Source organism: Leifsonia sp. GW821-FHT13C09 (genome assembly GCF_058806435.1).
Genome location: NZ_JBXAPS010000001.1, coordinates 804,285 through 830,117 on the forward strand (window position 1 = coordinate 804,285; position 25,833 = coordinate 830,117).

26 protein-coding genes and 1 tRNA gene are annotated in these 25,833 nt (G+C 69.4%); 5 read left to right on the top strand and 22 right to left on the bottom strand.

What is annotated here, in order from left to right; all coding sequences use genetic code 11:
- Positions 1-21 precede the first annotated feature (21 nt).
- From AC1ROW_RS03880 to AC1ROW_RS03905, 6 genes are all read right to left on the bottom strand, one after another.
- Positions 22-1,251, bottom strand: coding sequence for an MFS transporter (locus AC1ROW_RS03880; RefSeq protein ID WP_493017534.1), 1,230 nt, complete (start codon positions 1,249-1,251; stop codon positions 22-24).
- Entirely contained in the window at positions 1,248-2,417 is a 1,170-nt protein-coding gene (locus tag AC1ROW_RS03885) for an L-tyrosine/L-tryptophan isonitrile synthase family protein (RefSeq protein ID WP_493017535.1), read from the bottom strand. Before AC1ROW_RS03885 ends, AC1ROW_RS03880 begins: the two co-directional genes overlap by 4 nt.
- A 117-nt stretch (positions 2,418-2,534) precedes the next feature.
- Positions 2,535-2,867, bottom strand: coding sequence for a hypothetical protein (locus AC1ROW_RS03890; RefSeq protein WP_493017536.1), 333 nt, complete (start codon positions 2,865-2,867; stop codon positions 2,535-2,537).
- Between the two features lie 64 nt (positions 2,868-2,931).
- On the bottom strand, positions 2,932-3,192 hold the full coding sequence (locus AC1ROW_RS03895) for a hypothetical protein (RefSeq protein ID WP_493017537.1): 261 nt from the start codon (positions 3,190-3,192) through the stop codon (positions 2,932-2,934).
- Entirely contained in the window at positions 3,177-3,458 is a 282-nt protein-coding gene (locus tag AC1ROW_RS03900) for a hypothetical protein (RefSeq protein WP_493017538.1), read from the bottom strand. The genes AC1ROW_RS03895 and AC1ROW_RS03900 overlap by 16 nt, the downstream gene beginning before the upstream one ends.
- A gap of 114 nt (positions 3,459-3,572) precedes the next feature.
- Positions 3,573-4,316 carry a hypothetical protein gene (locus AC1ROW_RS03905; protein WP_493017539.1) on the bottom strand — a complete coding sequence of 248 codons (744 nt, stop codon included), beginning with the start codon at positions 4,314-4,316 and terminating at the stop codon, positions 3,573-3,575.
- Positions 4,317-5,234: 918 nt separating this feature from the next.
- On the opposite strand from AC1ROW_RS03905, the gene AC1ROW_RS03910 reads away from it, so the two are divergent.
- A complete protein-coding gene (locus tag AC1ROW_RS03910; RefSeq protein WP_493017540.1) occupies positions 5,235-5,894 on the top strand; it encodes a hypothetical protein in 660 nt (219 codons plus the stop codon).
- An 866-nt stretch (positions 5,895-6,760) separates the two neighbouring features.
- On the opposite strand, the gene AC1ROW_RS03915 is transcribed toward AC1ROW_RS03910, so the two are convergent.
- Both AC1ROW_RS03915 and AC1ROW_RS03920 read right to left on the bottom strand, forming a co-directional pair.
- Positions 6,761-6,835 (bottom strand) — tRNA-Gln (locus tag AC1ROW_RS03915).
- 105 nt (positions 6,836-6,940) lie between these two features.
- Entirely contained in the window at positions 6,941-8,020 is a 1,080-nt protein-coding gene (locus AC1ROW_RS03920; RefSeq protein WP_493017541.1) for a hypothetical protein, read from the bottom strand.
- Between the two features lie 92 nt (positions 8,021-8,112).
- On the opposite strand from AC1ROW_RS03920, the gene AC1ROW_RS03925 reads away from it, so the two are divergent.
- The gene (locus tag AC1ROW_RS03925) at positions 8,113-8,547 is read left to right on the top strand and encodes a MarR family winged helix-turn-helix transcriptional regulator (RefSeq protein WP_493017542.1); all 435 of its coding nucleotides are present in this window, start codon (positions 8,113-8,115) and stop codon (positions 8,545-8,547) included.
- A 102-nt stretch (positions 8,548-8,649) separates the two neighbouring features.
- On the opposite strand, the gene AC1ROW_RS03930 is transcribed toward AC1ROW_RS03925, so the two are convergent.
- The 5 genes from AC1ROW_RS03930 to AC1ROW_RS03950 are packed head-to-tail and all read right to left on the bottom strand — an operon-like array spanning position 8,650 to position 13,749.
- Entirely contained in the window at positions 8,650-9,588 is a 939-nt protein-coding gene (locus tag AC1ROW_RS03930) for an NAD(P)/FAD-dependent oxidoreductase (protein WP_493017543.1), read from the bottom strand.
- Between the two features lie 8 nt (positions 9,589-9,596).
- Complete coding sequence (gltX, locus tag AC1ROW_RS03935) at positions 9,597-11,114, bottom strand: glutamate--tRNA ligase (RefSeq protein WP_493017544.1); 1,518 nt, start codon at positions 11,112-11,114, stop codon at positions 9,597-9,599.
- A 12-nt stretch (positions 11,115-11,126) separates the two neighbouring features.
- Complete coding sequence (locus tag AC1ROW_RS03940; protein WP_493017545.1) at positions 11,127-11,912, bottom strand: fumarylacetoacetate hydrolase family protein; 786 nt, start codon at positions 11,910-11,912, stop codon at positions 11,127-11,129.
- The gene (locus AC1ROW_RS03945; RefSeq protein WP_493017546.1) at positions 11,909-12,787 is read right to left on the bottom strand and encodes a ketopantoate reductase family protein; all 879 of its coding nucleotides are present in this window, start codon (positions 12,785-12,787) and stop codon (positions 11,909-11,911) included. The genes AC1ROW_RS03940 and AC1ROW_RS03945 overlap by 4 nt, the downstream gene beginning before the upstream one ends.
- A gap of 20 nt (positions 12,788-12,807) precedes the next feature.
- Positions 12,808-13,749: a LysR family transcriptional regulator gene (locus AC1ROW_RS03950; RefSeq protein ID WP_493017547.1), complete on the bottom strand. Its 942-nt coding sequence runs from the start codon at positions 13,747-13,749 to the stop codon at positions 12,808-12,810.
- Between the two features lie 82 nt (positions 13,750-13,831).
- On the opposite strand from AC1ROW_RS03950, the gene AC1ROW_RS03955 reads away from it, so the two are divergent.
- Positions 13,832-14,986, top strand: coding sequence for an aminotransferase class V-fold PLP-dependent enzyme (locus AC1ROW_RS03955; protein WP_493017548.1), 1,155 nt, complete (start codon positions 13,832-13,834; stop codon positions 14,984-14,986).
- A 99-nt stretch (positions 14,987-15,085) separates the two neighbouring features.
- Here AC1ROW_RS03955 and AC1ROW_RS03960 read toward each other — a convergent pair whose 3' ends face one another.
- The 3 genes from AC1ROW_RS03960 to AC1ROW_RS03970 form a co-directional block, all read right to left on the bottom strand.
- Positions 15,086-16,216 (bottom strand): branched-chain amino acid aminotransferase, encoded by a 1,131-nt coding sequence (locus AC1ROW_RS03960; protein ID WP_493017549.1) that lies wholly within the window; start codon positions 16,214-16,216, stop codon positions 15,086-15,088.
- A gap of 23 nt (positions 16,217-16,239) precedes the next feature.
- Positions 16,240-17,295 (bottom strand): 3-isopropylmalate dehydrogenase, encoded by a 1,056-nt coding sequence (locus tag AC1ROW_RS03965; protein WP_493017550.1) that lies wholly within the window; start codon positions 17,293-17,295, stop codon positions 16,240-16,242.
- A 64-nt stretch (positions 17,296-17,359) separates the two neighbouring features.
- On the bottom strand, positions 17,360-18,925 hold the full coding sequence (locus AC1ROW_RS03970) for an MFS transporter (protein ID WP_493017551.1): 1,566 nt from the start codon (positions 18,923-18,925) through the stop codon (positions 17,360-17,362).
- Between the two features lie 134 nt (positions 18,926-19,059).
- Here AC1ROW_RS03970 and AC1ROW_RS03975 point away from each other — a divergent pair, with 134 nt between their 5' ends.
- On the top strand, positions 19,060-19,641 hold the full coding sequence (locus AC1ROW_RS03975; RefSeq protein WP_493017552.1) for a TetR/AcrR family transcriptional regulator: 582 nt from the start codon (positions 19,060-19,062) through the stop codon (positions 19,639-19,641).
- Positions 19,642-19,647: 6 nt separating this feature from the next.
- Here AC1ROW_RS03975 and AC1ROW_RS03980 read toward each other — a convergent pair whose 3' ends face one another.
- The 4 genes from AC1ROW_RS03980 to AC1ROW_RS03995 all read right to left on the bottom strand — a co-directional run bounded on the left by AC1ROW_RS03980 (position 19,648) and on the right by AC1ROW_RS03995 (position 23,881).
- Entirely contained in the window at positions 19,648-20,895 is a 1,248-nt protein-coding gene (locus AC1ROW_RS03980; RefSeq protein ID WP_493017553.1) for an RNA polymerase sigma factor, read from the bottom strand.
- Positions 20,896-20,957: 62 nt separating this feature from the next.
- Entirely contained in the window at positions 20,958-21,323 is a 366-nt protein-coding gene (locus tag AC1ROW_RS03985; RefSeq protein WP_493017554.1) for a YciI family protein, read from the bottom strand.
- Between the two features lie 112 nt (positions 21,324-21,435).
- Positions 21,436-23,028 (bottom strand): phosphoglycerate dehydrogenase, encoded by a 1,593-nt coding sequence (gene serA / locus AC1ROW_RS03990; protein ID WP_493017555.1) that lies wholly within the window; start codon positions 23,026-23,028, stop codon positions 21,436-21,438.
- 106 nt (positions 23,029-23,134) lie between these two features.
- The gene (locus tag AC1ROW_RS03995; protein ID WP_493017556.1) at positions 23,135-23,881 is read right to left on the bottom strand and encodes a copper homeostasis protein CutC; all 747 of its coding nucleotides are present in this window, start codon (positions 23,879-23,881) and stop codon (positions 23,135-23,137) included.
- A gap of 77 nt (positions 23,882-23,958) precedes the next feature.
- On the opposite strand from AC1ROW_RS03995, the gene AC1ROW_RS04000 reads away from it, so the two are divergent.
- Positions 23,959-24,147, top strand: a complete 189-nt coding sequence (locus AC1ROW_RS04000) for a DUF1918 domain-containing protein (protein WP_493017557.1) — start codon at positions 23,959-23,961, stop codon at positions 24,145-24,147.
- A 102-nt stretch (positions 24,148-24,249) separates the two neighbouring features.
- Here AC1ROW_RS04000 and ilvC read toward each other — a convergent pair whose 3' ends face one another.
- The gene (gene ilvC, locus AC1ROW_RS04005; RefSeq protein WP_369960074.1) at positions 24,250-25,278 is read right to left on the bottom strand and encodes a ketol-acid reductoisomerase; all 1,029 of its coding nucleotides are present in this window, start codon (positions 25,276-25,278) and stop codon (positions 24,250-24,252) included.
- A 43-nt stretch (positions 25,279-25,321) separates the two neighbouring features.
- The gene (gene ilvN, locus AC1ROW_RS04010; protein WP_064108653.1) at positions 25,322-25,831 is read right to left on the bottom strand and encodes an acetolactate synthase small subunit; all 510 of its coding nucleotides are present in this window, start codon (positions 25,829-25,831) and stop codon (positions 25,322-25,324) included.
- Between the last annotated feature and the right edge of the window lie 2 nt (positions 25,832-25,833).

Genomic DNA, 25,833 nt, shown 5'->3' on the forward strand with positions numbered 1-25,833 from the left:
GCCGGCGACCTCTGGTTCTTGTCAGTCCGCCTGCGCTGACTCGATCTTCGAGCGGAGGACGGCCCTCTGTCGGCTGTCTCTCCAGGACCGGAGGACGTCGATCCCGGGCACGAAGAGGGTGGCCACGACCATGACCCCGACGAGCCGCACAAGGGTCGGGTATCCGGCCAGACCCACCACGAGTCCGGCAAGCAGGCTACTCACGGCTCCCCCGATGTTCAGGAAAGTGTCGGCCACGCCCTGGGCTCGGAGACGGCTCGCTGCTGGCACGGCGGCGAGCCCGGCGGAGCTGGCGACCATGTTCAGTGACCAGCCGAAGCCCAGCAAGGTGAGCCCGACGCCGAAGAACAAGGCGGACTGCGTACTCATCGCGATGACGACACACGCCGCAAGGATGCAGGTGAGCGCGGCGATCCAGGCAGTGCGGTGACGAGTCACGCGGACAAGCAGCCCGAACAGCGGGCTTGCCACGTACATGCCGACGAGGTGAGCGCTCATGATCGCAGCGATCGCCTCGATACCGACGCCTCGCTCGGTCAGGAAGACCGGCGCCATGCCCATGAGCCCTGTCATCGCCATGTGCGTCGATGTGGACACGACGATCGCGCTCCACGCCGCCGCAGGTATGCGGTGACGGGGTGGTGACGGACCGACGGGCGCGCTCACCGGACGGACCTTCTCCAGAACGGACGTCCTGACGAGGGAGAGGATGAGGAGCGACACGGCATAGAGCCCTGCGATGACCAGGAACGGCGCCGCGGCCATTCCGGACCTCACCGACGACGTCGCGATCTGAGGTCCGGCGAAGCTCCCGACGCTCGCGACCCACAGGATCAGCGCGATGTAGTGCGGGCGCCGGGCGGGATCCGGGGCGAGGTCGGCGGCGGCGAAGCGCAGCGCGAACCCGGCCGCTGTTCCGCTCCCCACTCCGACCAGTCCGACGAGGAACATACCCAGCACGCCCGTCGCAGCACCCACGGCAGCGGCCAGACCTCCCGCAATAGCGATGACGTAGGCGACGCGCAGGGCTGTCCTGCGGCCGCGTCGCGATGCAAGACGGGCGAGCGGAATGGAGGCCACTCCGGCGCCGATGATGGTCACGGTCTGCGCAAGGCCCGCTGCCGTCGCCGATCCGGCGAGGTGCGTCACCGCGATCGCGCTTGCCGTCAGTGAGACACCGGCGGCAGCGGCTCCCGATATCTGCGTGAGGGCCAGGGCGGCGAGGGCGACACGGTTCCGAGAGGGCGTCACGCGTGCTTCTCGTAGAAGAAGGGCGCTTCGTCCCCCTGGATGTACACGGCCGTGTAGTCCTCGAACTCCTGGTAGACGGCGACTTCGTATTGCGTCACGATGCTGCCGTCCGGTTCTTGGATGGCAACCCCGTGCCAGGGTGAGATCGTGGTCCTCGAATCCGCGAGACGTGGCGAGTACTGCCCGGGCTTGGGATGCACCGTGCCGCGGATCGCCCCGTGGAACGACGAGCCGATGAGGTTCACTGTGCGTAGTTTCGTCATCAGCACCGCATACTCGAAAGCTGTCTCTTCGGCGCGTTGCTGAACGACGACATCGGCGTCGGCGATGAATCGCTCGATGTCCACGTCCCTGTGCGATCCGCTTTTGTACAGTTCGATCAGCGCCGCCGAGATGGCAGTCGTCTCGGTTCCCTGCCGGAGAGCTCGGACCAGGTCGGCGCGCTCGCGGAGCCGACCGGAGTCCCATGCCCGGCGGACCTCGTTCCTGACCTGGAGATCAACGGCATCGAGATCGCGCTTCCTGGATTGCAGGAGATCGTGCATGTCGACCGTACGGAGTTGCCCGCGCGCACCCAGGAGGTCGATCTGGGCCTCGAGATTGGCTCCATAAGGGATCGCCTCGTCGTCGCTGTAACCGTAGAACGGCCGGTACGCCCTTCCGTCGAGAATCAGCGTGAACAGCACTCCCGGGCTGTAAATCCGGCGGACCGCGTCGGAGACGTTCTTCAGCCGTTGCAGAGCATAGAGCTCGCCCAGATCGGGGCTCACTCGCCGATGGGCGGCAGGGTTGTGCGGACGCCCTGCGAACGATGGGAGCACGATCTCGATCGGCGCTCCAGCGCGCATGGCTCTGTCGATCTTCTTGAGGACGCCGCCGGACGGGCGAAGGACGTGGTCGTCAGGTCCCTTTCTGAAACGAGGATGGTTGAGGACAGTGACGATCGCTTCGGCTCCGGTGCCCTTCGCCACCCATGAGTGGTCCAGGCCGTGCCGAGCCTGGAATTGCTGGACGTCGAAGCGCGCGACGGTCCGAGAGTCGATGGGACGCCACCTCCGCGCGGCATCCAGAAGCTTCCAGGGGTTGGCTTTCCACCCCGCTGGAGTGTACGAAACGTGCGCGAAGTCGATTTCGGCCAGCGCCCCGAGTGGTGTCGGATCAGTCATTGCGGAACCCCCTAATAGTGAAATCTTAGGGTATACCGTTCCGCATCTACATTTCTCATTTCAGGGATCCGGGGCTGCCGCAGTCAACAAAAGACCCCGGCTCATCGGCCACCCCGGCTACGGGTTCAGCTGGTCGTCGATCGCCGCTTTGAAGGCCTCGAGTTCCAGCGTGTCGCCCTCATAGACCGTTCCCCCGCCGGTCCAGGTGAGCGCCAGCGTGCCGACAGTCTCGTCTCCTGTCACCTCGGCGCCTTCGAAGCGGGCGTGATCGATGACGTCGTCGTGGCTCCCGTTGTGGTGCTCATCGTCGAAAAAGTAGATCCTTTTCGGAGTGAGAACGAGCCGACCGGCATGCCGGCCGTTCTCATCCAGTCGATCGGCTCCCACTTCCGCGATCGGCTGCTCGCCCTTCGGGAGCCTGTCCGGGCGGCCTTTTGCATGTTCAACCATGACCGCACCATAGACCCGGAACGATCGCGGTTGTGAAGATCCCGCAGCCCATCTGCCGATCCCCTCAGATCGTGTACGAGATGAGCTTCGCGCACTCCGCCTCCCCCAGGGCGTTCGCGTGCAGAGCGTCCCAGACGACCGGGCCGAACCCGAAGATCCACGGGGTGCTCGGGCACAGCCCGTGGCCGGAGAAGCCACCGATCACGTCGACGAATCGGGTGTTCGCGTCACGCGCGCCCGCGACCCCCTGACGGATGAATGCGGCCACCCCGACGAGCACACCATTCGCCAGCGTGGCCTGCGTCGCCGTCAGGTTGACTGGCATACTGCCGAGCCTGCGAGCGACTGGAGACAGGCGAGAGTGGCGTTGGCTCCGCTGCACGGGAGCAGCGCGCTCTGCCAGCCGAGGTCGTTGATGCCGACGGTGAGGGTCACCAGTTTCGTGGCTCCGCCGATCGCTCCGTGTGCGCTCAGATAGGCCAGCTGCGTGTATACGTCGGCGGTGGTGGCGCCGGCGCACGCCGCCGAGAAGGACGGCGACTGCCCATACGAGGCGGCAAGGACGACCGGATACGCACCGGGAGCGTGCACACAGCCCGCAGCGCAAGGTGAGCAACAGACGCCCGGCCACCCCGGGATGTTCTCGTCCTCAGCGCTACGGGCTCAGCCTCAGCCGGCAGGATACGGACGCGATCAGGCAGACGTTCAGCGACTGCCCGTAGCCCCGTGCCGTATTGTGTCCCCCCGAGGATCAGTCCCGTCATCTCGAAGGCCGTGCACATCCGTGAAGTACTGCCAGCACGCGCCCGCAAGAGCCGGGGCGTCCAGAATCGGAGCCACCGCCGCGACCGCGTCGGTCAATGCTCTTCGGGACCGCTCAAGTTCGACAGTGAAATCACTGAGTCGCGGCTCCCACCCTTTCCTCGCGACCGGTTGAGCCGCGCCGAGAGCCATGTACACGTAGCCTCGGTCGCTCATCGCGAAGAACACGGTGTCCGACGAGAGATCGCCGAAGTCGAGCGCCCACAGGACGGGGGTCCGTTCCGCGCGCCATTCGGGGACCATCGCCTCTACGAGGTAGTTCGTTGCGTATCTCACTGGCTCGACCAGGCCGTAAAAGAAGCCGACCCGCTCGTCACCCTCCCAGAAATCCCATCCGGGGTCGTCCACTGAAAGCGAGTAGGTCCAGCCGTGCTCGTTGCGGAACCCCGACATCGGCTGCTCTAAGAACTCCTTGGAACGGATGACGGAGAGAGCGTCCCGCAAGCCATCTTTCCTACCGACGAGCTTTGCCGGCTTGTCGTCCTCGTCGAGGACGGCGAGCAATTCCATCCCGGTACGGACATTCGAACGAGCGAACACTCGCACCGCATCCACGTAGTTCGTCTCCGCTTCGAACTGCGACCGCTTCACCGCTCCCAGCATCCGCTCGCGATCCCTGATCTTCATGGTGCGCCTCCCCTGACTAACCAGGTCTACGCCCCGCGATTCGCTTACGCCATATCGGGAAGACGACGGACTCCGAACCCATCAACCCCCGTCCTAGCCGGCACTCGGTGAACCGCGTTTCACACCGCCGCACACACCCGGCGTGACTGCTTCGACTCAGACCCGTCAGCCGGCCGGTATCGCCACGGTGAGTGCCGTTCCGCTCGCCGTTCGGGCGTTCACGGCCGGGCGGCCTGTCGCGGGCTGGGTGTCGACGGGTTGCTCAAGCGGCAGGGGACGTGGGCGCGATGACAGTTGATGCGCCTGCCCCGGAACATTCGCGGGATCACGCCGATCTGGGCAGCAAAAACCCCAGATCACTTGAATTCTGGGGATCCTCTTTCGCTGGCATCATCGACCTCTGTTCAAACCTATTTGAGGGCGGCCTGACCCCCGATGGACTGCGACAGCTGACCACCTCATCAGGCATTCGAACTGATGGTTTGAGCACGCCGAGTGAATACCGACCGCATCGGCTTTCCAAGCGTCTTGGCGAAGCGAACGTAGAGGACATCCTCCAGCGATATCGGACAGGTGAGAGCGCCCGCAGTTTGGCGCACGAGTATGGCCTTACCGCGTCCGCGCTCGTTCGGCTGTTGCGGGACCGGGCCGTGGTGGTTCAGAAGCGGAAGATAACCGACCAGGAAGTGGCTGCGATGGCAACGGGATATGAAGCGGGAGCGACCATGGCCGAGATCGAAGCGAAGTACCAGCTGTCGCACGGCGCGTTTATCGCGCCATGCATCGCGTGGGCATCGAGGCGCGGCCAAGTGCGCCTCGGTCAAATCGGGGATGAAGGCCGTGCCGGTGGTCTACCCCCTCTCCTCAGACCGGAATGTGGGGGTTTACATTACATGCGAAATTTTTTAAGTTCCAAGTATGACGACTCAACACCCACCCGCCCCACACAGCCCAGAAGACAAATCAAACGACATCGGGGACGCAGCACAGGAGAACCTCGAATACATCCTTGATGGATTTACCAAGTTCGTCCTCGACGGCCATGTCTCAGAAGGGGTGATCGACACTCTCTCGGCAATCCCGGTAGTCAAGAATGTCGCTGCCGTCCTTGCGATCATCGGCACCTTCCGCAACAGGTTCGTGGCGAAGAAGATCGCAGTGTTCATCGACACCGTGCAGGCTGGCGCCCACGACCCAGCAGCTTTCCAACGGCTTCGAGACAAGTACGGCGAAGAGCGCATTCTTGAAGAGGTGATGAACCGTATCGACCGGCTACGAAGCGAAATGCACGCCGACATCTACGCGCACCTGTACCGCGCCGTGGTTGACGAGTCGATTGACTGGCCCCGATTCGTCCAGATCGCGGACGCCATCGAAGCCCTCAGCACCACCGATATCGACGACGAGCACATCAGCAACCCAGTCTCCGGGCCGAGCTTCACCGCATCCGGTCTCTCGTATCTCTACTACGATCCGAAATCGGATCGTATGCGCATGGCCAAAAACGGCACCTTCTACAACGACTTCTGGACATATGGACTAGAGCCGTACAAAGAGAGCCACCAGGCTCGCGACTGAGGTTCCAAGGGACGCCCGCCCGGAGTCAGTTTCTATATCGCTTGATTCGATCGTGCCACGCCTTTAGCCAAGCAATTTCGCAACCAAGCTCGTCGATTGCTTGCGGCACTTAGTTTTCTTCTGGTGCATTGTCGTGCCGCGCAGCCCAGCTGGAAGTTTTCGCGTATCCGGTCTGAAACTCGTCATGATCGTTCTGCGTGAACAAAGGGAGGATCTTGAGCATGGTCGGGCGTACCTCGTTCGTTCCACGTTCGACGAGCTCAAAGTTGCGGAGGTCGTGGCCAGAGAAAAGATGGGTCGGGAAGCAACCGATGACCTACGCAAGCTCATCGCTGACGCGGTCCACGATCTACTGCTGGCCGATCGCGAAGCGAAAGGACAACTGCGTAGTCAACTTCAGAAGCTGGAGGCACAAGAGGAGCGCCTGATCGAACTTGCGACAGACGACTCGCTTCCGATTGCCAGGCTCCGAACGAAACTCGAGCAGACATCACTGCAGAAGGCGGCCGTTCTCGAAAAGCTTCACGAAACCGAGGACCGACTTCAGTACGGAGCAGATATGACCTTTTCCTATGTGGAGCTGCTCCGCGAACCAGGCGAGCTCTATCGCCGGGCTCCTGACGCTGTGCGCCGAGATCTGATCTCAGCCCTGTTCGAAAAATGCCTCGTGTACGTGCACACCGGCGGCCTGTCGATCGTGACCGAACGAATACAGCCGAACGCCGCGCTACGTCAGCTTGGAAGCCACCCAGCCCCGGATCCGAAGGACGCCAAAAACCAGAAAACCTCCCGCAAAAGTGCGAGAGGTTTTCGATCCAATGAGTCCGGCTCTGGTCCAATTACTCATGGTTTGAGTAAGACTCATATGGCTGGGGTACCTGGACTCGAACCAAGAACAACTGAACCAGAATCAGCCGTGTTGCCAATTACACCATACCCCAAGGGCTTCGGGCCATGGCCCGGGCACGAGATACAACAATAGCCTATGCTCCGCCGCTTCCACAAAACGCGGGAGGGCCGGGCGAGCCGTCGCCGGGCCCGGCCGTTCAGGCCGCGACGGCGGCGGTCTCCTCCTCCTCGGCAGTAGCCTCGATCGTGTCGTCCGCGGCCCGTCGGCGGCGCACGGTGAGCAGGTGACTGATGCCGATCAGCGCCACCCCGGCGGCCGCCCACAGCGCCAGGCGGAGGCCGTCGAAGCCGAACACCTGGCCGGGGAAATACGTCAGCGCCCGCGCGGCGTCCAGCCAGGCGGCTCCCGTCCAGAACGTGCTGAGGCCGGCGAAGAACGGCGGCTGCATGTTCTGCGGGAAGATGCCTCCGGAGGTCGTCACGTTGAGCATGACGAACAGCAGGGTGAGGACCGGGGTGGTCCAGCGGCCGAGCATCGGGTGAAGGCCGACGCCGATCGTGATGATTCCGAACGTGTAGAGGGCGCCGAGGAGGCCGATGGCCCATTCGTTGCCGGCGAGGACATGGAAGAGCGGGCCGGCCACCACAGTGGTGATCGCCGAGACGACGGCAGCGGTCGCGGCCGACACGGCGATCCGCCAGCCGATGCCGAGGCGCCCCGCGACCGCAGCGATGGCGATCGCGCTCGAGTAGCCGCCGACGCTCATCGCGACCATCATGAAGAACAAGCCCTGGCCGGTCATGTCGTTCGCGGGCACCGGGCGCACGTCGTCGATCGTCACCGGCAGGTGCTGCTGGTAGGCGATCGGGAGCAGCACCTCCTGCGCGGCGGAGGCCTCCGCCGGGGACGCCGCGGTGGACACGATGATCGTGGCGTGCGTCGCGTCGGTCGCGTAGGCCGCGGAGAGCGTTCCGTCGGCGACCTCCGCCTTTGCCTTCGCGAGGGTCGGGACGGTGCTCACGTCGAGAGCGCGCGGGGCCTTGTCGTTGAGGGTCTGCGCGAAGACGCCGGCGGCAGGGCCCTGGCCGACGATCCCGACGGGGATGTTGTCCGGCTGTGCGGCGTGGAACGCGCCGAGGTAGGCCAGCGCCATCCCGGTCGCGAGGAACAGCGGGATGACGATGTGGGAGCCGAGCGTCTTCCAGAAGGCGGCGGGCGGCCAGAACCGCTGCGGCCGAGCGGCGGCGGGGGCGGGGGCGATGCGGTGCGCGGACATGCGGCGGAAGATCCTCTCGACAGTTTTGTTGCAGAGAGCAACGTACGATAATTAGTTGTATTGTGCAACTTGGATCCCGGTAGGCTGGGTGGATGACCCCTCCTGACCCGCGCGACCCGATCGCCCGCGTGCAGCGCGAGCTGCTCACCGTCGGCCGCCGCGGAACCGCCCGGGTGCGCAGGGAGGACGAAGCGCTCTCGGTGGTGGACCGGTCGCTGCTGACCTACATCCAGGACAATCCCGGCTGCCGGGCGGTCGACATCGCGACGCACTTCCAGCTCAACCGCTCCACGGTGTCGCGGCAGCTCGCCGCCCTCCTGGAGCACGGCTACGTCGCGGCCGACGAGGAGGGCGGAGGCTCGCGCGGCACCGCTCTGCGGCTCACCCCCGAGGGCCGCCGCGCCTACGACCAGTCCACGCGCACGGTGCTGGACTCGGTCGCGCGCCGCCTCGAAGGCTGGTCGCAGGCCGACCTGGAGGCTCTCGCGCGGATGCTCGAGCGCTACAACGCCGCCCCCGACGAGTGACCCCGGCCGCCGCGATTCGTGCCGAATGTCGCGAATGGAGGCGCCAGAACGCACATTCGTGACGAATCGCGCAGCGATGCGAGCGCGTGTGCGCCGCGGGGACTAGAGGACGGCGCCCTCGTCCACGCCGATGCCGATGAGGTCGCGGTTCACGGCCGCGGCCACGACGGCGCCCGACCCGGCTGCCACGATGAGCTGCTGCGGCCCCGGCGCGGTGGTCTCACCCGCCGCGTACACGCCCGGCAGCGAGGTGCGGCCGTGCGCGTCCGTCACCAGATACCCGTCGGTGTCTCGGTCGAGGTCGAGCGCGTCAGCGAACGACAGGGCGGGAGTCCACACCGGCCGCACGAACCCGCCGGCCCGCGGCACCACGGTCCCGTCGCTGAGCCGGACGCCCGTCATGACGCCCTTCTCCCCCACCACATCCTCGATCGGCCGACGCTCGACGCGCACGCCGAGCCGGGCCAGCGCCCGTTCCTCGTCGTCGCCGATCGGCGCGACGCCGTTGGTGAAGACGATCAGGTCGCCCGTCCACTGCGTGAGCAGCAGGGCGCGCTCGGCCAGGTCCGCCGTCTCCCCGATCAGGGCGAGCGGCTCACCGGCCTTCTCGTAGCCGTCGCACTCCAGGCAGCTGTGCAGCTGGGTGCCGTAGAAGGCGCGGAGGCTCGGGAGGGCGGGCATGGTCTCAGCCACGCCGGTCGCGATGACGACGGTCTGCGCCACAGCGTCCACGTCGGCGCCGCCGCGCACGCCAGTGCCGCGGACGCGGAAGCCGTCGGCGTCCACGGTCACCGAGCCGACCTGCGCGAACACGACGTCCGCGTCGTCGTAGCCGGAAACCTCTTCGCGGCCGAGGCGGCGCAGCTCCGCGGGCGGCACGCCGTCTCGGCTCAGGAAGCCGTGCGCCTGCAGCGTCGCGGCGTGGCGCGGCCGGTTGCCGTCCACGACGAGCACCCGCCGGCGGGCGCGCGCCAGGTTCAGCGCGGCGCTGAGGCCGGCCGGGCCGCCCCCGACGACGATGACTTCGACGCTGTCCCCCACGGCGAGACCTAGCTCAGGCTCGCCGACAGTGCGCGCAGCCGGGCCAGTGACTCGGCCTTCCCGAGGATCTCCATCGACTCGAACAGCGGAGGCGACACCCGGCGGCCCGAGACAGCCACCCGCAGCGGCCCGAACGCGACGCGCGGCTTGAGCCCGAGAGCCTCCACCAGGGCGTCGCGGAGCGCGGCCTCGATCGCGTCGTGCGTCCAGCCGTCCTCCGGCAGAAGCTCGAGCGCGCCGAGCGACGCGGCGAGCACCTCGGCGGCGTTGTCGGGCAGCGACGCCCGGGCGTCGTCCTCGATCGTCAGCGACGCGGCGTCGGTGAACAGGAAGCCGAGCATCCCCGGCGTCTCGCCGAGGAGCTGCACGCGCTCCTGCACTAGCGGCGCGGCCTCCGCGAGCACCGCGCGCTGCGCCTCGGTCAGCGGCTCGGTGAGCACACCGGCGGCGACCAGGTACGGGATGGTCCGCTCGGCGAAGTCCCCGACCTCCAGCAGCCGGATGTGGTCGCCGTTGATCGACTCGGCCTTCTTCTGGTCGAAGCGGGCCGGGTTGGGGTTCACGTCGGCGACGTCGAACGCCGCGACCAGCTCCTCGATCGAGAACACGTCGCGGTCGTGGGTGAGCGACCAGCCGAGGAGCGCCAGGTAGTTGACCAGGCCCTCCGGGATGAACCCGCGGTCGCGGTGGTGGAACAGGTTCGACTCCGGGTCGCGCTTGGAGAGCTTCTTGTTGCCCTCGCCCATCACATACGGGAGGTGGCCGAACCGCGGCACGAATGTGGTCACGCCGGCGTCGATGAGCGCGTGGTACAGCGCGATCTGCCGCGGGGTGGAGGACAGCAGGTCCTCGCCGCGGAGCACGTGCGTCACGCCCATGAGCGCGTCGTCCACCGGGTTCACGAAGGTGTAGAGCGGGTGGCCGTTCGGGCGCACCACGACGAAGTCGCTGAACGAGCCGGCCGGGAAGGTGATCTCGCCGCGCACCAGGTCGTCGAAGCTGAGGTCGTCGTCCGGCACCCGCAGGCGCAGCGCCGGCTCGCGGCCCTCAGCGCGGTAGGCGGCCTTCTGATCCTCGGTGAGGTCGCGCTCGAAGTTGTCGTACCCGAGCTTCGGGTCGCGTCCGAGCGAGACGTTGCGCGCCTCGATCTCCTCGCCGGTGGCGAAGCTCTCGTAGATGTGGCCGGAGGCCTTCAGCCGCTCGATCAGCTCGCGGTAGATGTCGTACCGCTGCGACTGCCGGTACGGCTCGTTCGGGCCGCCGGCGTCGATCCCCTCGTCCCAGTCGAGGCGCAGCCAGCGCAGCGCGTCGATGATCATCGCGTACGATTCCTCGCTGTCGCGGGCGGCGTCGGTGTCCTCGATGCGGAAGATCAGCTTGCCGCCGGTGTGCCGCGCGTACGCCCAGTTGAACAGGGCGGTGCGGATCAGGCCGACGTGCGGGGTGCCGGTGGGCGACGGGCAGAACCGGACGCGGACATCCGCGCCGGTCGCGGTCGAGAAGGGGTGCGAGGCGTTGTCAGACATACAGAGGAAATCCTACTTGGGTGCGCGCACCGGATTCACCAGCGAGCCGACGCCTTCGACCTCCACCTCGACGGTGTCGCCCGCGACGATGGGCCCGATGCCGGCCGGCGTGCCGGTGAGGATGACGTCGCCCGGCAGCAGGGTGAAGACGCTCGAGGCGTAGGCGATGATCGACGGGATGTCGTGCACCATCTCGGAGATGCGCGCCTCCTGCTTCAGCTCGCCGTTGACCCGGGTGCGCAGGAACGCCTCCGGGTTCAGCTCGGTCTCGATCACCGGGCCGAGCGGGCAGAAGGTGTCGAAGCCCTTCGCGCGGGTCCATTGGCCGTCCGACTCCTGGAGGTCGCGGGCGGTGACGTCGTTGGCGACGGTGTAGCCGAAGATATGCTCTGCGGCCTTCTCCTCCGGGACGTGCCGCGCGATCTTGCCGATCACGACGGCCAACTCGCCCTCGAAGTCGACCCGCTTCGACTGCGGCGGCAGCACGATCGCGTCGCCGAGGCCGATCACCGCGGTGTTCGGCTTGAGGAACAGCAGCGGCTCGCCCGGCGCCTCACCGCCCATCTCGGCGGCGTGGTCGCGGTAGTTCTTACCGACCGCGACGACCTTCGAGCGCGGGATGACCGGGGCCAGCAGCGAGCCGACCTGGCCGAGCGGCACGCGCTCCCCCGTCGTGTCGAAGCCGGAGAACAGCGGGTCGCCGGCGAGGACGACCAGAGCGTCGTCGTCGACGATGCCGTAATCGATCACCGGGGTCTGCTCGGAGGGACGTGTGTGGCTGAACCGTGCGATCTTCACGCGTTCGAGCCTAGCGCCGCGACGATCCGGGCGATGGCCGGGGTGGGGATGCCGTGCCGGGCGCCGATGCGCAGCAGCGCGCCGCCGATCGCGTCCAGTTCGTTCGGGTGGCCGTCGGCGAGGTCCTCCTGCAGGGAGGTGCGCATCCCGCCGGGCACGCTGTGGAGCACGCGGACGAGGTCGAGCGCGGAGGTGGGGACGCCCTCCGCGGTCGAACAGGCGACGATCTCGGAGACGACGGCCTCGGTCAGCTCGGGGTCCTCGCTCAGGGCGGGGCCGGCCGACTGCCGCCAGTAGGAGGTGAGGAGCGCGAGCGCCGACAGCAGCCGGAACTTGGCCCAGAGCACTTCGGCCTCGGTTCCGCCGACCTTCACGCGCGGGCCGGCGTCCGCGAGGGCGCGGATCGACGCGAAGCCGCCAGCGGCCTCCGGAGCCTCGATGTTGACGAATGGGCTGCGGTGGTCGATCACCGTCGTGGAGGCGCGCAGCGCGGACACCGCGACGGACGCGCCCGCGACCGGCACCCCGGGCAGCGCCTCCCGCAGCGGGACCATGTGCTCGACGCCGTTGAGGAACGACACCACCTCGCTCGGGTGTGCCGCCGCGATGCCCGGGAGGACATCCTCCAGCCCGTAGGCCTTGGTCGCCACGATGACGCTCGCACCCTCCGGCACCTCGGTGGCGGCGGAGACGCGCTCGACGCCGTCCCCGAACGTGGCGCTGCGCACCTCGATGCCGTCCGCACGGATCGCCTCGACGGTCGTGGGCCGGCCGACCGCGACGACGTCGTGCCCCGCGCGGGACAGCAGCCAGGCGAACAGGCCGCCGACGGCTCCGGGACCGACGACGGCGAAGACGGGTGCTGGGGAGCTCATGGCTCGATCGTAGCCACGGTTCAGAGCGCCGACAGTCCCCAGGGCTCGCCGTCGAGCGCGAGCAGCACGTCCGCGGTGGCCGCGATCGCCGGGACGGCGTCGGAACCCGCGGCGGCGACCAGGTTGATGGTGCGATGGTCGCGGTTCGCGGTCGGGCGGAGCACCACACCGTCGACCGCGCCGGCCGAGCCGACCGCGAGCGCCGGGAGCAGCGCCACGCCGACGCCCTCGGCGACCATCCGAAGCACGGCGATGAAGTTGTCGGTCTCGTAGGCGATGCGCGGCGCGTAGCCGCAGGCGTCGGTGAGCTCGAGGAGGTGGCCGCGGCAGCGCGGACAGCCGCCGATCCAGGAGGCCGTCGCCAGCTCGGCGAGGTCGACGCGCTCCCCGGCGGCGAGGGGGTGGTCGGCGCGGAGGGCGACCAGCATCTCGTCCTTCCAGAGCGGGACGACGGCGAGGCCGCGGGCGCTCTCCCGGTGCGGGTCGACGCGGTCGCCCGGGTAGCTGAACGTGATGGCGAGGTCGGCGGTCTGCTCCCGGACCGCCGCGACGGCCTCGGGAGGCTCGGCCTCGAGGTAGGTGATCCGGACGCCCGGGTGGTCGGCCTCCATGGTGTTGAGCAGCCGCGGGACGAGAGAGGAAGACGCCGAGGGGAAGCCCGCCAGCCGGACCCGGCCGGTGCGGAGGCCGCGCAGGTCGGCGAGCTCGCCCGCGGCAGCGTCGAGTGCGGTGGTCACCGCGCGGGCGTGCCGGGCGAGCACGCGGCCGGCCTCGGTGAGCCGGACACCGCGGCCGGCGCGCGCGACCAGCGGCATCCCGATCCGGGCCTCCAGTCGGCGCAGGTGCTGGCTGATCGCGGGCTGGCTGTAGCCCAGCGACTCGGCGGCGCGGGTGATCGAGCCGTGGTCGGCGATCGCCCGCACCACGCGGAGGCTGTGGGAGTCGAGGTCGTCGAGCAGCATGCGGAAATCATAACGCCGGGTGATGGATGCGATTCAACACCTGTTCTGGTGTGATGTGTGAGGGTCGCTCAGGATGGGAGCCATGCCCGAATCCCCGACCCTGCCCGCGCCAGCGTCCGTACCAGCGGAGGCCGCGACGCCAGCCGCGACGCTGTCCTCCTCGGCATTCCGGGACGCTTTCCTCTCCGGAGCCGGCTACCTCGCCGCCTGCACGCAGGGCCTCCCCACCCGCACCACGGTGGAGGCCACCCGCATCGACCTCGAGCGCTGGGCGCGCGGCGAGGCCACGCCCGGCGACTACGACGCCGCCATCGCCCGCGCGCGCACCGCGTTCGCACGCCTGGCGGGAGTGGCTGTGGCGGACGTCGCGATCGGATCACAGGCGTCGGTGCTGGCCTCCCTCATCGCAGCCTCCGCCCCGGACGGCGCCATGGTGCTCTGCCCTGAGGGCGACTTCGCGTCCGTCGTCGCGCCGTTCCAGGCCCAGGCGCACCGCGGGGTGCGCGTCAGGGAGGTCGCCCTGGCCGACCTCGCGGACGCCATCGACGGCGACACCTGGCTGGTGGCGTTCTCACTGGTGCAGTCCGCGACCGGCGAGCACGCCGACGCCGACGCGATCCTCGCCGCCTGCGCCCGCACGGGGACGCTGAGCCTGGCCGACCTCACCCAGGCGCTCGGCTGGCTCCCGGTCGACGCCTCCCGCTTCGATCTGACCATCACGCACGCCTACAAGTGGCTGTGCGCGCCGCGCGGCAGCGCGTTCCTGACCGTACGGCCTGCGCTGCGCGACGCCCTCAACCCGGTGCACGCCGGCTGGTACGCGGGCGAGGATCCGTGGACCTCGTGCTACGGCCCGCTCCTGGCTCCCGCGGCCTCCGCCCGGCGCTTCGACGTGTCTCCCGCGTGGCCGGTCTGGCCCGGGACCGCCGCAGCCCTGGAGTTCTTCGCGTCGCTCGACTCGGCCGCTGTGCACGCGCACGCGACCGGCCTGGCCGACCGGCTCGCGGAGGCGCTCGGCCTCACCGACGTGTTAGGCCGCGCGGTTCGCGGCCGTGCCATCCTCACCTGGCCCGACCCGGAAGGCGCCGACCTCGCCGCGCTCACCGCCGCGGGCCTGCGCGCCTCCGGTCGCGCCGGCCGGGTCCGCGTCGCCTTCCACCTCTGGAACACCGACGACGACGTCGACCGCGTCCTCACCGCGCTGGTACCCTCCCGGCGGCATTCGTCACGAATGTAGGGAAACGTCGCCGCTTTCGCGACATTCGTCACGAATGTGGATTCGCCCCTGCGCCGCGATTCGTGAGGAATCGCGGCACAGGGGCGAATGCGACGCGGTCTACGCGTCGAGGCGCATCATCCAGTTGTGGCGGTCGCGCTCGCGGCCGTACTGGATGTCGGTCAGCTCCTTGCGCAGCGACATCGTGAGCTCCCCGGGAGGCGCGGTGATGTCGCCCACCGTGAAGGTGTCCGACTTCAGCTCGCCGATCGGCGTGATGACCGCGGCGGTGCCGCACGCGAACACCTCGACGATGTCGCCGGACTCCACGCCGTCGCGCCACTCGTCGATCGTCACGCGGCGGCGCTCCACCGTGTGGCCGCGGTCGCGGGCGAGCTGCAGCACCGAGTCGAGCGTGATGCCCTCGAGGATGCTGTCCGAGTCGGGCGTGACCAGCGTGCCGTCCTTGTAGACGAGCACGACGTTCATGCCGCCGAGCTCCTCGATGTACTTCCCCTCCACGGAATCGAGGAAGAGCACCTGCGCGCAGCCGTGCTCGTACGCCTCCGCCTGCGGGAGCAGGCTGGACGCGTAGTTGCCGCCGGTCTTGGCGGCGCCGGTGCCGCCCTTGCCCGCGCGCGACCAGTGGTCGGACAGCCAGATCGACACCGGGGCGACGCCGCTCGGGAAGTACGCTCCGGCGGGGCTGGCGATCAGATAGTACGCCACCTTGTTCGCGGGCCGAACACCGAGGAAGGCCTCCTTGGCGAACATGAACGGGCGCAGGTAGAGGCTGGTCTCCTCACGGTTCGGCACCCAGTCGCCGTCGACCGCGATCAGCTGCTTGAGCGAGTCGAGGAAGTGCTCGACCGGCAGCTCCGGCAGGGCCAGGCGGTAGGCGGAGCGCTGCATGCGGGCCGCGTTCGCCTCCGGGCGGAAGCTCCAGATCGAGCCGTCCTCGTGCCGATAGGCCTTGAGTCCCTCGAAGATCTCCTGCGCGTAGTGCAGCACCGCGGCGGACGGCTCGAGCTGGATCGGGCCGTACGGGGAGACCCGCGGCCGGTGCCAGCCGCCCTTGGCCGACCAGCACAAGTCGACCATGTGGTCGGTGAAGTAGTTGCCGAAGCCCGGGTTCGCGAGGATCTCCTCGCGCTCGGCCGCGCTGCGCGACGACTCGTTGCGCGTGACGTTCCAGAGGAGGCCGGCCGTCTCGCTGGGTCCGGAGGTGAGGTTGATGCTGGTGGAGGTCATTGAGTGTCCTTTTGTGCGATGCGTCAATTCTGCGCCACGCGGGCCGCGATCGCGTCGCCCACTTCGGAGGTGGTGCGCGCGGCGCCGCTGCGGGCGGCCAGGTCGGACGTCACCGCCTGCTCGACCCGCTCGGCGAGCTCCCGGGCGCCGAGGTGGCGGAGGAGGAGCGCGACGGAGAGGATCGCGGCGGTGGGGTCGGCCTTCTGCTGGCCGGCGATGTCGGGGGCCGATCCGTGAACCGGTTCGAACATGCTCGGGAATTCGCCCGCGGGGTTGATGTTGCCCGAGGCGGCCAGTCCGATGCCGCCGCTGATCGCGGCCGCGAGGTCGGTGAGGATGTCGCCGAAGAGGTTGTCCGTGACGATCACATCGAATCTAGCAGGATCCGTGACCAGGAAGATCGTCGCCGCGTCCACGTGCAGGTAGTCGACGTCCACGTCCGGATGCTCGACGGCGACCGCGTCCACGATCCGCTTCCAGAGCCCGCCCGCGAAGGTCAGCACGTTGGTCTTGTGCACGAGCGTCAGCTTCTTGCGGCGCTGCTCCGCCTGCTCGAAGGCGTAGCGGACGACGCGCTCCACGCCGTAGGCGGTGTTGACCGAGACCTCGTTCGCGATCTCGTGCGGCGTCCCCTGCCGGATCGCGCCGCCGTTGCCGACGTACGGGCCCTCGGTCCCCTCGCGGACGACGACGAAGTCGACCTCGCCCGGGTTCGCCAGCGGGCTCGCGATGCCGGGGAACAGGGTGGTCGGCCGCAGGTTGACGTAGTGGTCGAGCGAGAAGCGCAGCTTCAGGAGCAGCCCGCGCTCGATGTTCGCACCGGCCAGCCGCGGGTCGCCCGGCTTGCCTCCGACGGCGCCGAGCAGGATGGCGTCGTGGCTCGCGATCGCGGCCAGGTCGTCGTCGGTGAGCACGTCGCCGGTCGCCAGGTAGCGGTCCGCGCCGAGCGAGAAACGGGTCTTCTCGAACGCGAGGTCGCTGCCCGCGGTGACCGCGTCGAGCACCTTGACCGCCTCCGCGATCACCTCCGGACCGATTCCGTCCCCGGGGATGACGGCGAGTTGGACGGTTCTGCTCATGACGCTCCTGCGCTGATCGGTGGGCGGACGGTTCCCCTACACACTATCGCCGCCGCCGCGCCGCTCAGCCGCGCACGCGCCGCAGTGTGACCAGCGCGAGCACGGCGGCCGTCAGCATCAGCCCGGCGCCGATGGAGGCCGTGAGCGCGATGCCGCTGTCGAACGCGTGGCGCGCGGACTCCAGCAGCTCGCCTGCGGCGCCGCTCGGGAGGCCTTCGGCGACCGTCACCGCCCCGCCCAGGGTGTCCCCGGCGGCCGCTGCGTCGGCCGGGCTCAGTCCCGCGGGCAGCACGATCGCCGCGCGGTACGACGCGATGATGATGCTCCCGAGGGTCGCGGTGCCGAGCACCGCGCCCAGCTCGTACGCGGTCTCGGACACCGCGGACGCCGCCCCCGCCTTGTCGGCCGGCGCCGTCGACACGATGAGCTCGTTCGACACGGTCTCCGCCGCGCCGATCCCCGCCCCCAGCAGCACGAACGCCGCGAGCAGGATCCCCCACGAGGCGCCGCCGCCGCTCACGGCGACGAGCAGGTACCCCGTCGCCGAGACGCACAGGCCGGCCGCGATCACGAGCCCAGGCCGAAGCCTGCGCGCCACCGGCACGACGAGGAGGCCGGACACGATCATGGTCGCGAGCCCCGGTAGCAGCACCATCCCGGCACGCATCGGGGGCATCCCGAGCACGAGCTGGAGGTGCTGCGACACGAAGAACAGGAACCCGACCAGCGCGATCACGCTGAGCAGGTTGATCAGCACGGCGCCGCTGAACGCCGCCCGCCGGAACAGGCGCATGTCGAGCATCGGCACCGGCCTGCGGAGCTGGCGGCGCACGAACAGCACCCCGGCGGTCACCCCGACGAGCACCGCGAGCACGGGCACGAGCGCGAGCCCGTGCACCGCGAACTCCTTGATCCCGTAGACGATCGGCGCCATGGTCACCAGCGACAGCAGGATGGACACGACGTCGACCGGCCCCGGCGCGGGGTCGCGCGACTCGCGCACCAGCAGCGGGGTCAGCACCAGCAGTGGGATGAGCACCGGCACCGCCAGCAGGAACACCGATCCCCACCAGAAGTGTTCGATCAGCAGGCCGCCGACGATCGGGCCGAGCGCGGACCCGGCCGCGAAGCCCGCCGCCCAGATCGCGATGGCGACGCGGCGCTGCTCGCGGTCCTGGAAGACGCTGCGCAGCAGCGACAGCGTGGAGGGCATGAGCATCGCGCCGAAGACGCCGAGCAGCGCCCGCGCGCCGATCAGCAACTCGGCGGTCGGGGCGAACGCGGCCGCGGCGGAGACGCCGGCGAAGCCCGTCGCGCCGATCAGCAGCACCGTCCGGCGGCCGATGCGGTCACCGAGGCTGCCCATCGCGACCAGGAGGCCGGCGAGCACGAGCGGATAGACGTCGACGATCCAGAGCATCTGCGTGGACGACGGACGCAGCGCCTCGGTGATCGCCGGCAGGGCGAAGCCGAGCACGGTGTTGTCGACCGACACCAGGAGGACCGGCAGCATGAGGACGACCAGGGCGACCCAGGCGCGCGTGCCGGCGCGGGCCGGCGCGGGCGCAGGGGTCTGCGCCGTCGGCTCGGCGGCGGCCGGGATGCGGTCGGGGCGGGTGGTCGCGGTCATGGCATTACTGTACCGTCCGGACGGTACAGTAGTCAACGAACCAGGACGAGGCTCGGGAGCGCATGGGCTCGGAAGCGCATGGGCTCGGAAGCGCATGACCGGGCGCACAGCGCCGCCGCGGCTAGCATGGCCCCATGTCCTCCCCCGCCTCCGCGGCGTCCCCCTCGTCCGCTCCCGCCTCGCGCTCCGCGCGCGACCGCATCCTCGACGCCTTCGAGGACCTGCTCGCCGAGCAGAGCGAGCGCGCGGCGACGCTGGAAGCCGTCGCCGCGCGCGCGGGCGTCTCCAAGGGCGGCCTGCTCTACCACTTCGCGTCGAAGGACGCCCTGGTCGACGGCGTCCTGGAGCGCTTCGCGGCCGACCTCGCCACAGACATCGATCACATGCGGGCCGCGCCGGACGGGCCGGTCGCCTACTTCCTGCGCACCTCCATCCCGTCCGACAACCGCCTGGAGCGCGTGATCGTCGCGATCGCCCGGCTGGCCCAGGCGTCCGACGCCCGCGCCAGCGACGCCCTGGCCGACGCCCAGCGGCAATGGCTCAGCGAGTTGGAGGCCGTCGTCGGCGACCGGATGGTGGCGCGGACCATCATGCTGATCGGCGATGGGATGTACTACAACACGGCACTCCTGCCGGCGGCGAACACCGTGCTGCGCGACGAGACCGACCTACAGGAGCTGATCGGTCTGGTGGAACGGCTCAGCGCGCGGGACTGAGCGGACTCACGCCCCTCCCGCGGCCAGCAGCCGCAGCAGCGACCTCCGGGTCCGGTCGTCTCCGGCCGCCGCGATCGCGCGGCGCAGCTCGGCCGCCGACCCCGGCCGGTCACCCGCCAGCCGCAGCAATTCGGCGCGCGCCGCGTGCGCCCTGGGTGCCAGCGGACCGGCGAACACCTCAGGATCGGCGTCGAGCGCGGCGAGGGCGACCTCCGGTCCGGCGTCCGGGCTGTGGCCCAGCGCGACCAGCCGGCCGAGCCGCGCAGACGCGCTCGGCCAGACCCGCACCAGCCCGTCGTAGAGCCGGACGATCGCGGGCCAGTCGGTGGCCGTCCAGGTCGGCGCGATCGCGTGCAGCCCGGCGATGCCCGCCTGCAGGGCGTAGCGACCGTCCCCTTCGCCCATTCCGTCGAGCGCGACGGTCGCCAGCCGCTCCCCCTCCACCATCATCGGTACGTCCCAGCGCGTCCGGTCGGCCTCCCGCAGCGTCGCGAACTCATCGTCCACGGTCAGCCGCGTCCTCTGGCGGGCCTCGGTGAGCAGCAGCAGGCCGAGCAGTCCGGCGCTCTCGGCGTCGCCGGCCACCCGGTGCGCGTCGCGGGCGAGGGCGATCGCGTCGGCGCGCAGCCGGTCGTCCGCGGTCGCATGCCCGACCGTGTAGAGGAGGTAGATCGTCGTCAGAGCGTCCGGCATCCGGGCCGCGACGGCCGCCGGGTCGTCGAGAGCGAACCGGAGGCCGGTGTCGTGGACGCGCTTCTTGGCGCGGGTGAGCCGGGCGGCCATCGTGGGCTCGCTGACCAGGAAGGCGTCCGCGATCCGCGCGGTCGGCACGCCGCAGACGTGCCGCAGCGCCAGCGCGACGCGCGTCTCCGGCGCCAGGTCGGGATGCGCGACGAGCAGGATGAGGTCCAGTCGCTCATCGCCGGTGAACACCTCAACACCACCCCTCTGCTCCGCGGCGGCCGCGGCCGCGCTCTCGGCGCGCTCGGCCTCCGCCGCCAGCATCGGAGCGACGCGCCGGGCGCTCCGCTCGCGCCGCAGCGCGTCGAGCGCCACCCGGCGCGCGACCGTCGTGATCCAGGCCGCGGGGTTCCGCGGCTCACGGCCGCGCGCCGCCTCCGCGACGGCGCGCGCGAACGCCTCCTGCACCGCGTCCTCGGCGAGCAGGAGGTCGCCCGTCGTGCGCGCGACCGCGCCCAGGATGCGGGCGGCGTCCTCGCGGTAGGCGCGCTCGATCCGGGAGTGCGGGGTCACGGCCCCGCCCTCCCGCGGCGCACCCATTCCGCGCTCCGCCATCCGCCTCCGGTCTGCCCGGCTCAGCGCACGGTGTCGAGCACCAGCACCGGGTACAGCTCCACCCAGCCGCTGGTCGGCACCAGAGCGGCCAGCTCCCTGGCCTGCTCGGGCGTCGCGGCGGTGTAGCTGTAGAAGCCGGTGACGACCTCGCTGGTCTCGCCGAACGGTCCGTCGGTGATCAGCGGGGCGGCGCCGCCCCTGGGTGTGATCTTCGTCGCCTTGGCGATCGGCTGCAGGGCGCTGCTGGCGACGATCCGCTCGCCGGCTGCGGCCACGGCGTCCTGGAATGCCTTGTGGCCGGCCATGCCCGCCTGCCACTCCTCCGCCGTCATCGCCTCGGGGTTCCAGTTCGGCTCGCGGATGAGCAGAACGTACTCGTCGGACATCGTGGTCTCCTCACTTCGTCGGAACGCCACCCCGCTCGGGGCGACATCCGTACGACGCAAGTCAACCGCCCGAATCGACAGTGCGCGACAGGAATTTCCTGGAGGCCGGGCCTCAGGCCTCCGTGATGTCGATCTCCTGCATCAGGTCGGCCTTGATCGCGATGCGCACGGTCTCGAGCAGGCCCTCCGGGACGCGCGAGTCGACCGTCAGCACGCTGAGCGCCTTGCCGCCGGCCGAGGTGCGGGCGATCTGCATGCCGGCGATGTTGATCTTCGCCTCGCCGAACTCGTGGCCGTAGACCGCGACGATGCCGGGACGGTCGTCGTAGACCATGACGATCAGGTGCTCGGCGATCGGCACCTCCACGTCGTAGCCGTTGATCTCCACGACCTTCTCGATCTGCTTGGTGCCGGTGAGGGTACCGGAGACCGACACCTGCGAGCCGTCGCTGAGCGCTCCGCGCAGGGTGATCAGGTTGCGGTACTCCTCGCTCACCGAGTCGGTGATGAGGCGCACCTCGATGCCGCGCTGCTCGGCGAGCAGAGGCGCGTTCACGTACGACACCGTCTCCGAGACGATGTTGGTGAAGATGCCCTTGAGCGCCGCGAGCTTGAGCACGCTGACGTCGTAGTCGACGAGCTCGCCGCGGACCTCCACGTCGATGCTGGTCAGCGGGCTGTGCGCCAGGCCGGAGAACACTTGGCCGAGCTTCTCCACGAGCGGGATGCCGGGGCGCACGTACGGGTCGATGACGCCGCCGGCGACGTTGACCGCGTCCGGAACCAGCTCGCCGGAGAGCGCGAGCCGCACCGACTTGGCCACCGAGACGCCGGCCTTCTCCTGCGCCTCATCGGTCGAGGCGCCGAGGTGCGGAGTGACGATGACATTCTCGAGCTCCAGCAGCGGCGAGTCCGTCGGCGGCTCAGTGACGAACACGTCGAGTCCCGCGCCGGCGATGCTCTTGGTGCTGAGCGCGCGGTAGAGGGCGTCCTCGTCGATCAGTCCGCCGCGGGCGACGTTGACGATGAACGCGGTCGGCTTCATCTGCGCGAGCTGGTCGTCGGAGATCATCCCGGTGGTCTCCGGGGTCTTCGGCATGTGGATGGTGATGAAGTCGGCGTCGGTGAGCAGCTCGTCCAGGCTGACCAGCTGGACACCGAGCTGCTGCGCCCGGGCGCTCGTGACGTACGGGTCGTACGCGATCACCTTGGTGCCGAACGCCTGCAGGCGGGCGGTGATCAGCGCGCCGATGCGGCCGAGGCCGATGATGCCGACCGTCTTCTCGTAGAGCTCGACGCCGGTGTACTTGGAGCGCTTCCACTGACCCTGGGCGAGCGCGCTGTGCGCGGCCGGGATGTGCCGGGCGAGGCTCAGGATGTGACCGACGGTGAGCTCGGCGGCCGAGATGATGTTTGAGGTCGGCGCATTGACGACCATGACACCCGCATTGGTGGCGGTCTTGATGTCGACGTTGTCCAGGCCGACGCCGGCACGGGCGATGACGCGCAGCTTCGGGGCGGCGGAGATGACCTCGGCGTCGACCTTGGTGGCGGAGCGCACCAGGATGGCATCCGCGTCGGAGACGGCGGACAGCAAGGCGGGCCGATCGGTCCCGTCCACGTTGCGGATCTCGAAGTCCGGCCCGAGGGCGTCGACGGTGGCGGGCGAAAGTTCTTCGGCGATCAGCACGACCGGCTTTGTCACGTGGCAGTTTCCTTACAGGGAGGCTGGCTTGGGAGAAGACGCGCAGCAGTCGTCGGTGCGCGGGTTGCTTAACTCTAGCCGGAGCGCAACGCCGCCTTTCACCGCGTTACGAACGGACGTCGCGGACGGCGGCGACCGCCTCGCGCACGGTGATCGGATGGGTGATGTCGTAGGTCGCGTCGCCGCCGCCCGGGCCGCTCGGCGCGCCCGACACCGTCTGGCGCGCCGAGAGGTGCACCGCGTCGACTCCGGCCGCGATGAGAGCGTGGATGTCCTGCACGCGCACTCCCCCGCCTGCCATCACCTGAATGCGGCCGTCCACCCGCTGGGCCAGCGCTCGCAGGCCGTCGAGCCCGTCGACACTGCGCGCCGCGCCGCCGGAGGTGAGGATGCGCGCGACGCCGAGCCTCGCGAGCAGGTCGGCGGCGGCCGGCGGGTCGCTCAGCGTGTCGAAGGCCCGGTGGAAGGTCACCTCGAGGCCGGCGGCTTCCGCGACGAAGCGGGCGACGGCCTCCCCGTCGACACTCCCGACCTCGTCCAGTGCGCTGACGACCACGCCCGCGGCGCCCGCTTCACGGGCGAAGCGGATGTCGGCGGCGATCGTGTCCAGCTCGTCGGAGTCGTAGACGAAACCGCCGCCGCGCGGACGCACCAGCACGTGGACGAAGCCCGCGCGGCCGTCCTCCCGCGCCTCCTCGACCGCTGCACGCACGAGCCCGGCCGACGGGGTCAGCCCGCCGAGGCCCAGCGCGACGCACAGCTCGACCCGGTCCGCGCCCTCCGCGAGGGCGACGCGCACGCCGGCGACATCCTGGACGGCGATCTCGACGGCGGTGCGGCGCGGTTCGGGCATGCGGCCACGATAGCGGCATTCCCGCCAGGACGGCCCCGGCGTAACGTCGACCGTGAGGGTTCAGGGAGGAGGCCGTCATGCAGGCGACGATCGGAGACCGGATCTGCATCCGGGGCACCCACGTGGAGTCCGCCGACCGCCACGGCTCGGTGATCGAGGTGCGCGGAGAAGACGGCGCGCCGCCGTATCTGGTCCGGTTCGACGACGGGCACGAGACGCTCGTCTATCCCGGCACCGACGCGGTGATCGAGCACAGCGCGGCGTAGCGCAAACCCCCGAAGCGCGGACGCCCGGAGCGTAACGACGGACGGGGCCGCACCCTCATCCGGTGCGGCCCCGTCCGGGATGCCGTGGTCAGCGCGGCTGGATCAGCGCGCGACCTCGCCGTCCACGTAGTCGTCGTCGTTGGACGCGTTCCAGGCGAAGAGCTTGCGCAGCTCGCGGCCGGTGGCCTCGATGGGGTGCTGCTCGCCCTTCTTGCGGAGCTCCAGGAACTCGGGCGCGCCCGCGTCCTGGTCGGCGATGAAGCGCTTGGCGAAGGTGCCGTCCTGGATGTCGGAGAGCACCGCCTTCATGTTCTCCTTCACGTGCGGGTCGATGACGCGCGGGCCGGAGACGTAGTCGCCGTACTCGGCCGTGTCGGAGACACTCCAGCGCTGCTTGGCGATGCCCCCCTCCCACATCAGGTCCACGATGAGCTTCAGCTCGTGCAGGACCTCGAAGTAGGCGACCTGCGGCTGGTAGCCGGCCTCGGTCAGGGTCTCGAAGCCGTACTGGACGAGCTGCGAGACACCGCCGCAGAGGACGGCCTGCTCGCCGAAAAGGTCGGTCTCGGTCTCCTCGGTGAAGGTGGTCTTGATGCCGCCGGCGCGGAGGCCGCCGATGCCCTTCGCGTACGAGAGGACGAGCGGCCAGGCGTTGCCGGTCGCGTCCTTCTCGACGGCCACGATGACGGGGACGCCGCGGCCGGCCTCGTACTCGCGGCGCACAGTGTGGCCGGGGCCCTTGGGGGCGACCATGATCACGTCGACGCCCTCGGGCGCCTCGATGTAGCCGAAGCGGATGTTGAAGCCGTGGCCGAAGACGAGGGCGTTGCCCTCCTCCAGGTTGGCCTGGATGTCGTCCTTGTAGAGGTTCCGCTGCACCTGGTCGGGCGCGAGGATGACGACGACGTCGGCCCACTTGGCGGCGTCGGCGGCGGAGAGGACGCGGAAGCCCGCCTCCTCGGCCTTCGGCTTGGACTTCGAGCCTTCCTTGAGGCCGATGACGACCTCGACGCCCGAGTCGCGGAGGTTCTGCGCGTGCGCGTGGCCCTGCGAGCCGTAGCCGATGACCGCGACCTTCTTGCCCTGGATGATCGAGAGGTCCGCGTCGTTGTCGTAGTAGATCTCAGCCACTGTGTGGGTTCTCCTTCGTGATGTGGTTCTTAAACGTTCTGGTCTAGTTTTTGAAGACGCGCTCGGTGATGGACTTGCCGCCGCGGCCGATCGCGAGGAGGCCGGACTGGGCCATCTCCTTGATCCCGTACGGCTCCAGCACCTTGAGCAGCGCCTGGGTCTTGCCGCTGTCGCCGGTGACCTCGATCACGAGGGCGTCGGTGGCCACGTCGACGACGCGGGCACGGAAGAGGTTGACCGCCTCCAGCACCTGGGAGCGCGTCGAGTTGTCGACCCGCACCTTGATCAGCAGGTGCTCGCGCTGGACCGATTGCGCCGGGTCCAGCTCCACGATCTTGATGACGTTGATCAGCTTGTTCAGCTGCTTGGTGACCTGCTCCAGCGGGAGGTCCTCGACGTCCACCACCACGGTGATGCGGGAGAGGCCGTCGACCTCGCTCGTGCCCACCGCCAGCGAGTGGATGTTGAAGCCGCGCCGCGCGAAGAGGCCGGCGACCCGGGTCAGCAGACCGGGCTTGTCCTCGACGAGGAGGCTCAGAACGTGTGTGCTCATGG

Coding starts and splice junctions, on each gene's coding strand:
- AC1ROW_RS03975 (WP_493017552.1), top strand. CDS start 19,060: ATGTCCTCCCCCGCCTCCGCGGCGTCCCCCTCGTCCGCTCCCGCCTCG.
- AC1ROW_RS04000 (WP_493017557.1), top strand. CDS start 23,959: ATGCAGGCGACGATCGGAGACCGGATCTGCATCCGGGGCACCCACGTG.
- AC1ROW_RS03920 (WP_493017541.1), bottom strand. CDS start 8,020: ATGTCCGCGCACCGCATCGCCCCCGCCCCCGCCGCCGCTCGGCCGCAG.
- AC1ROW_RS03885 (WP_493017535.1), bottom strand. CDS start 2,417: ATGACTGATCCGACACCACTCGGGGCGCTGGCCGAAATCGACTTCGCG.
- AC1ROW_RS03925 (WP_493017542.1), top strand. CDS start 8,113: ATGACCCCTCCTGACCCGCGCGACCCGATCGCCCGCGTGCAGCGCGAG.
- AC1ROW_RS03905 (WP_493017539.1), bottom strand. CDS start 4,316: ATGAAGATCAGGGATCGCGAGCGGATGCTGGGAGCGGTGAAGCGGTCG.
- AC1ROW_RS03985 (WP_493017554.1), bottom strand. CDS start 21,323: ATGTCCGACGAGTACGTTCTGCTCATCCGCGAGCCGAACTGGAACCCC.
- AC1ROW_RS03970 (WP_493017551.1), bottom strand. CDS start 18,925: ATGACCGCGACCACCCGCCCCGACCGCATCCCGGCCGCCGCCGAGCCG.
- AC1ROW_RS03895 (WP_493017537.1), bottom strand. CDS start 3,192: ATGCCAGTCAACCTGACGGCGACGCAGGCCACGCTGGCGAATGGTGTG.
- AC1ROW_RS03960 (WP_493017549.1), bottom strand. CDS start 16,216: ATGACCTCCACCAGCATCAACCTCACCTCCGGACCCAGCGAGACGGCC.
- gltX (WP_493017544.1), bottom strand. CDS start 11,114: ATGTCTGACAACGCCTCGCACCCCTTCTCGACCGCGACCGGCGCGGAT.
- AC1ROW_RS03950 (WP_493017547.1), bottom strand. CDS start 13,749: ATGCTGCTCGACGACCTCGACTCCCACAGCCTCCGCGTGGTGCGGGCG.
- AC1ROW_RS03945 (WP_493017546.1), bottom strand. CDS start 12,787: ATGAGCTCCCCAGCACCCGTCTTCGCCGTCGTCGGTCCCGGAGCCGTC.
- AC1ROW_RS03910 (WP_493017540.1), top strand. CDS start 5,235: ATGACGACTCAACACCCACCCGCCCCACACAGCCCAGAAGACAAATCA.
- ilvN (WP_064108653.1), bottom strand. CDS start 25,831: ATGAGCACACACGTTCTGAGCCTCCTCGTCGAGGACAAGCCCGGTCTG.
- AC1ROW_RS03890 (WP_493017536.1), bottom strand. CDS start 2,867: ATGGTTGAACATGCAAAAGGCCGCCCGGACAGGCTCCCGAAGGGCGAG.
- AC1ROW_RS03995 (WP_493017556.1), bottom strand. CDS start 23,881: ATGCCCGAACCGCGCCGCACCGCCGTCGAGATCGCCGTCCAGGATGTC.
- AC1ROW_RS03955 (WP_493017548.1), top strand. CDS start 13,832: ATGCCCGAATCCCCGACCCTGCCCGCGCCAGCGTCCGTACCAGCGGAG.
- AC1ROW_RS03965 (WP_493017550.1), bottom strand. CDS start 17,295: ATGAGCAGAACCGTCCAACTCGCCGTCATCCCCGGGGACGGAATCGGT.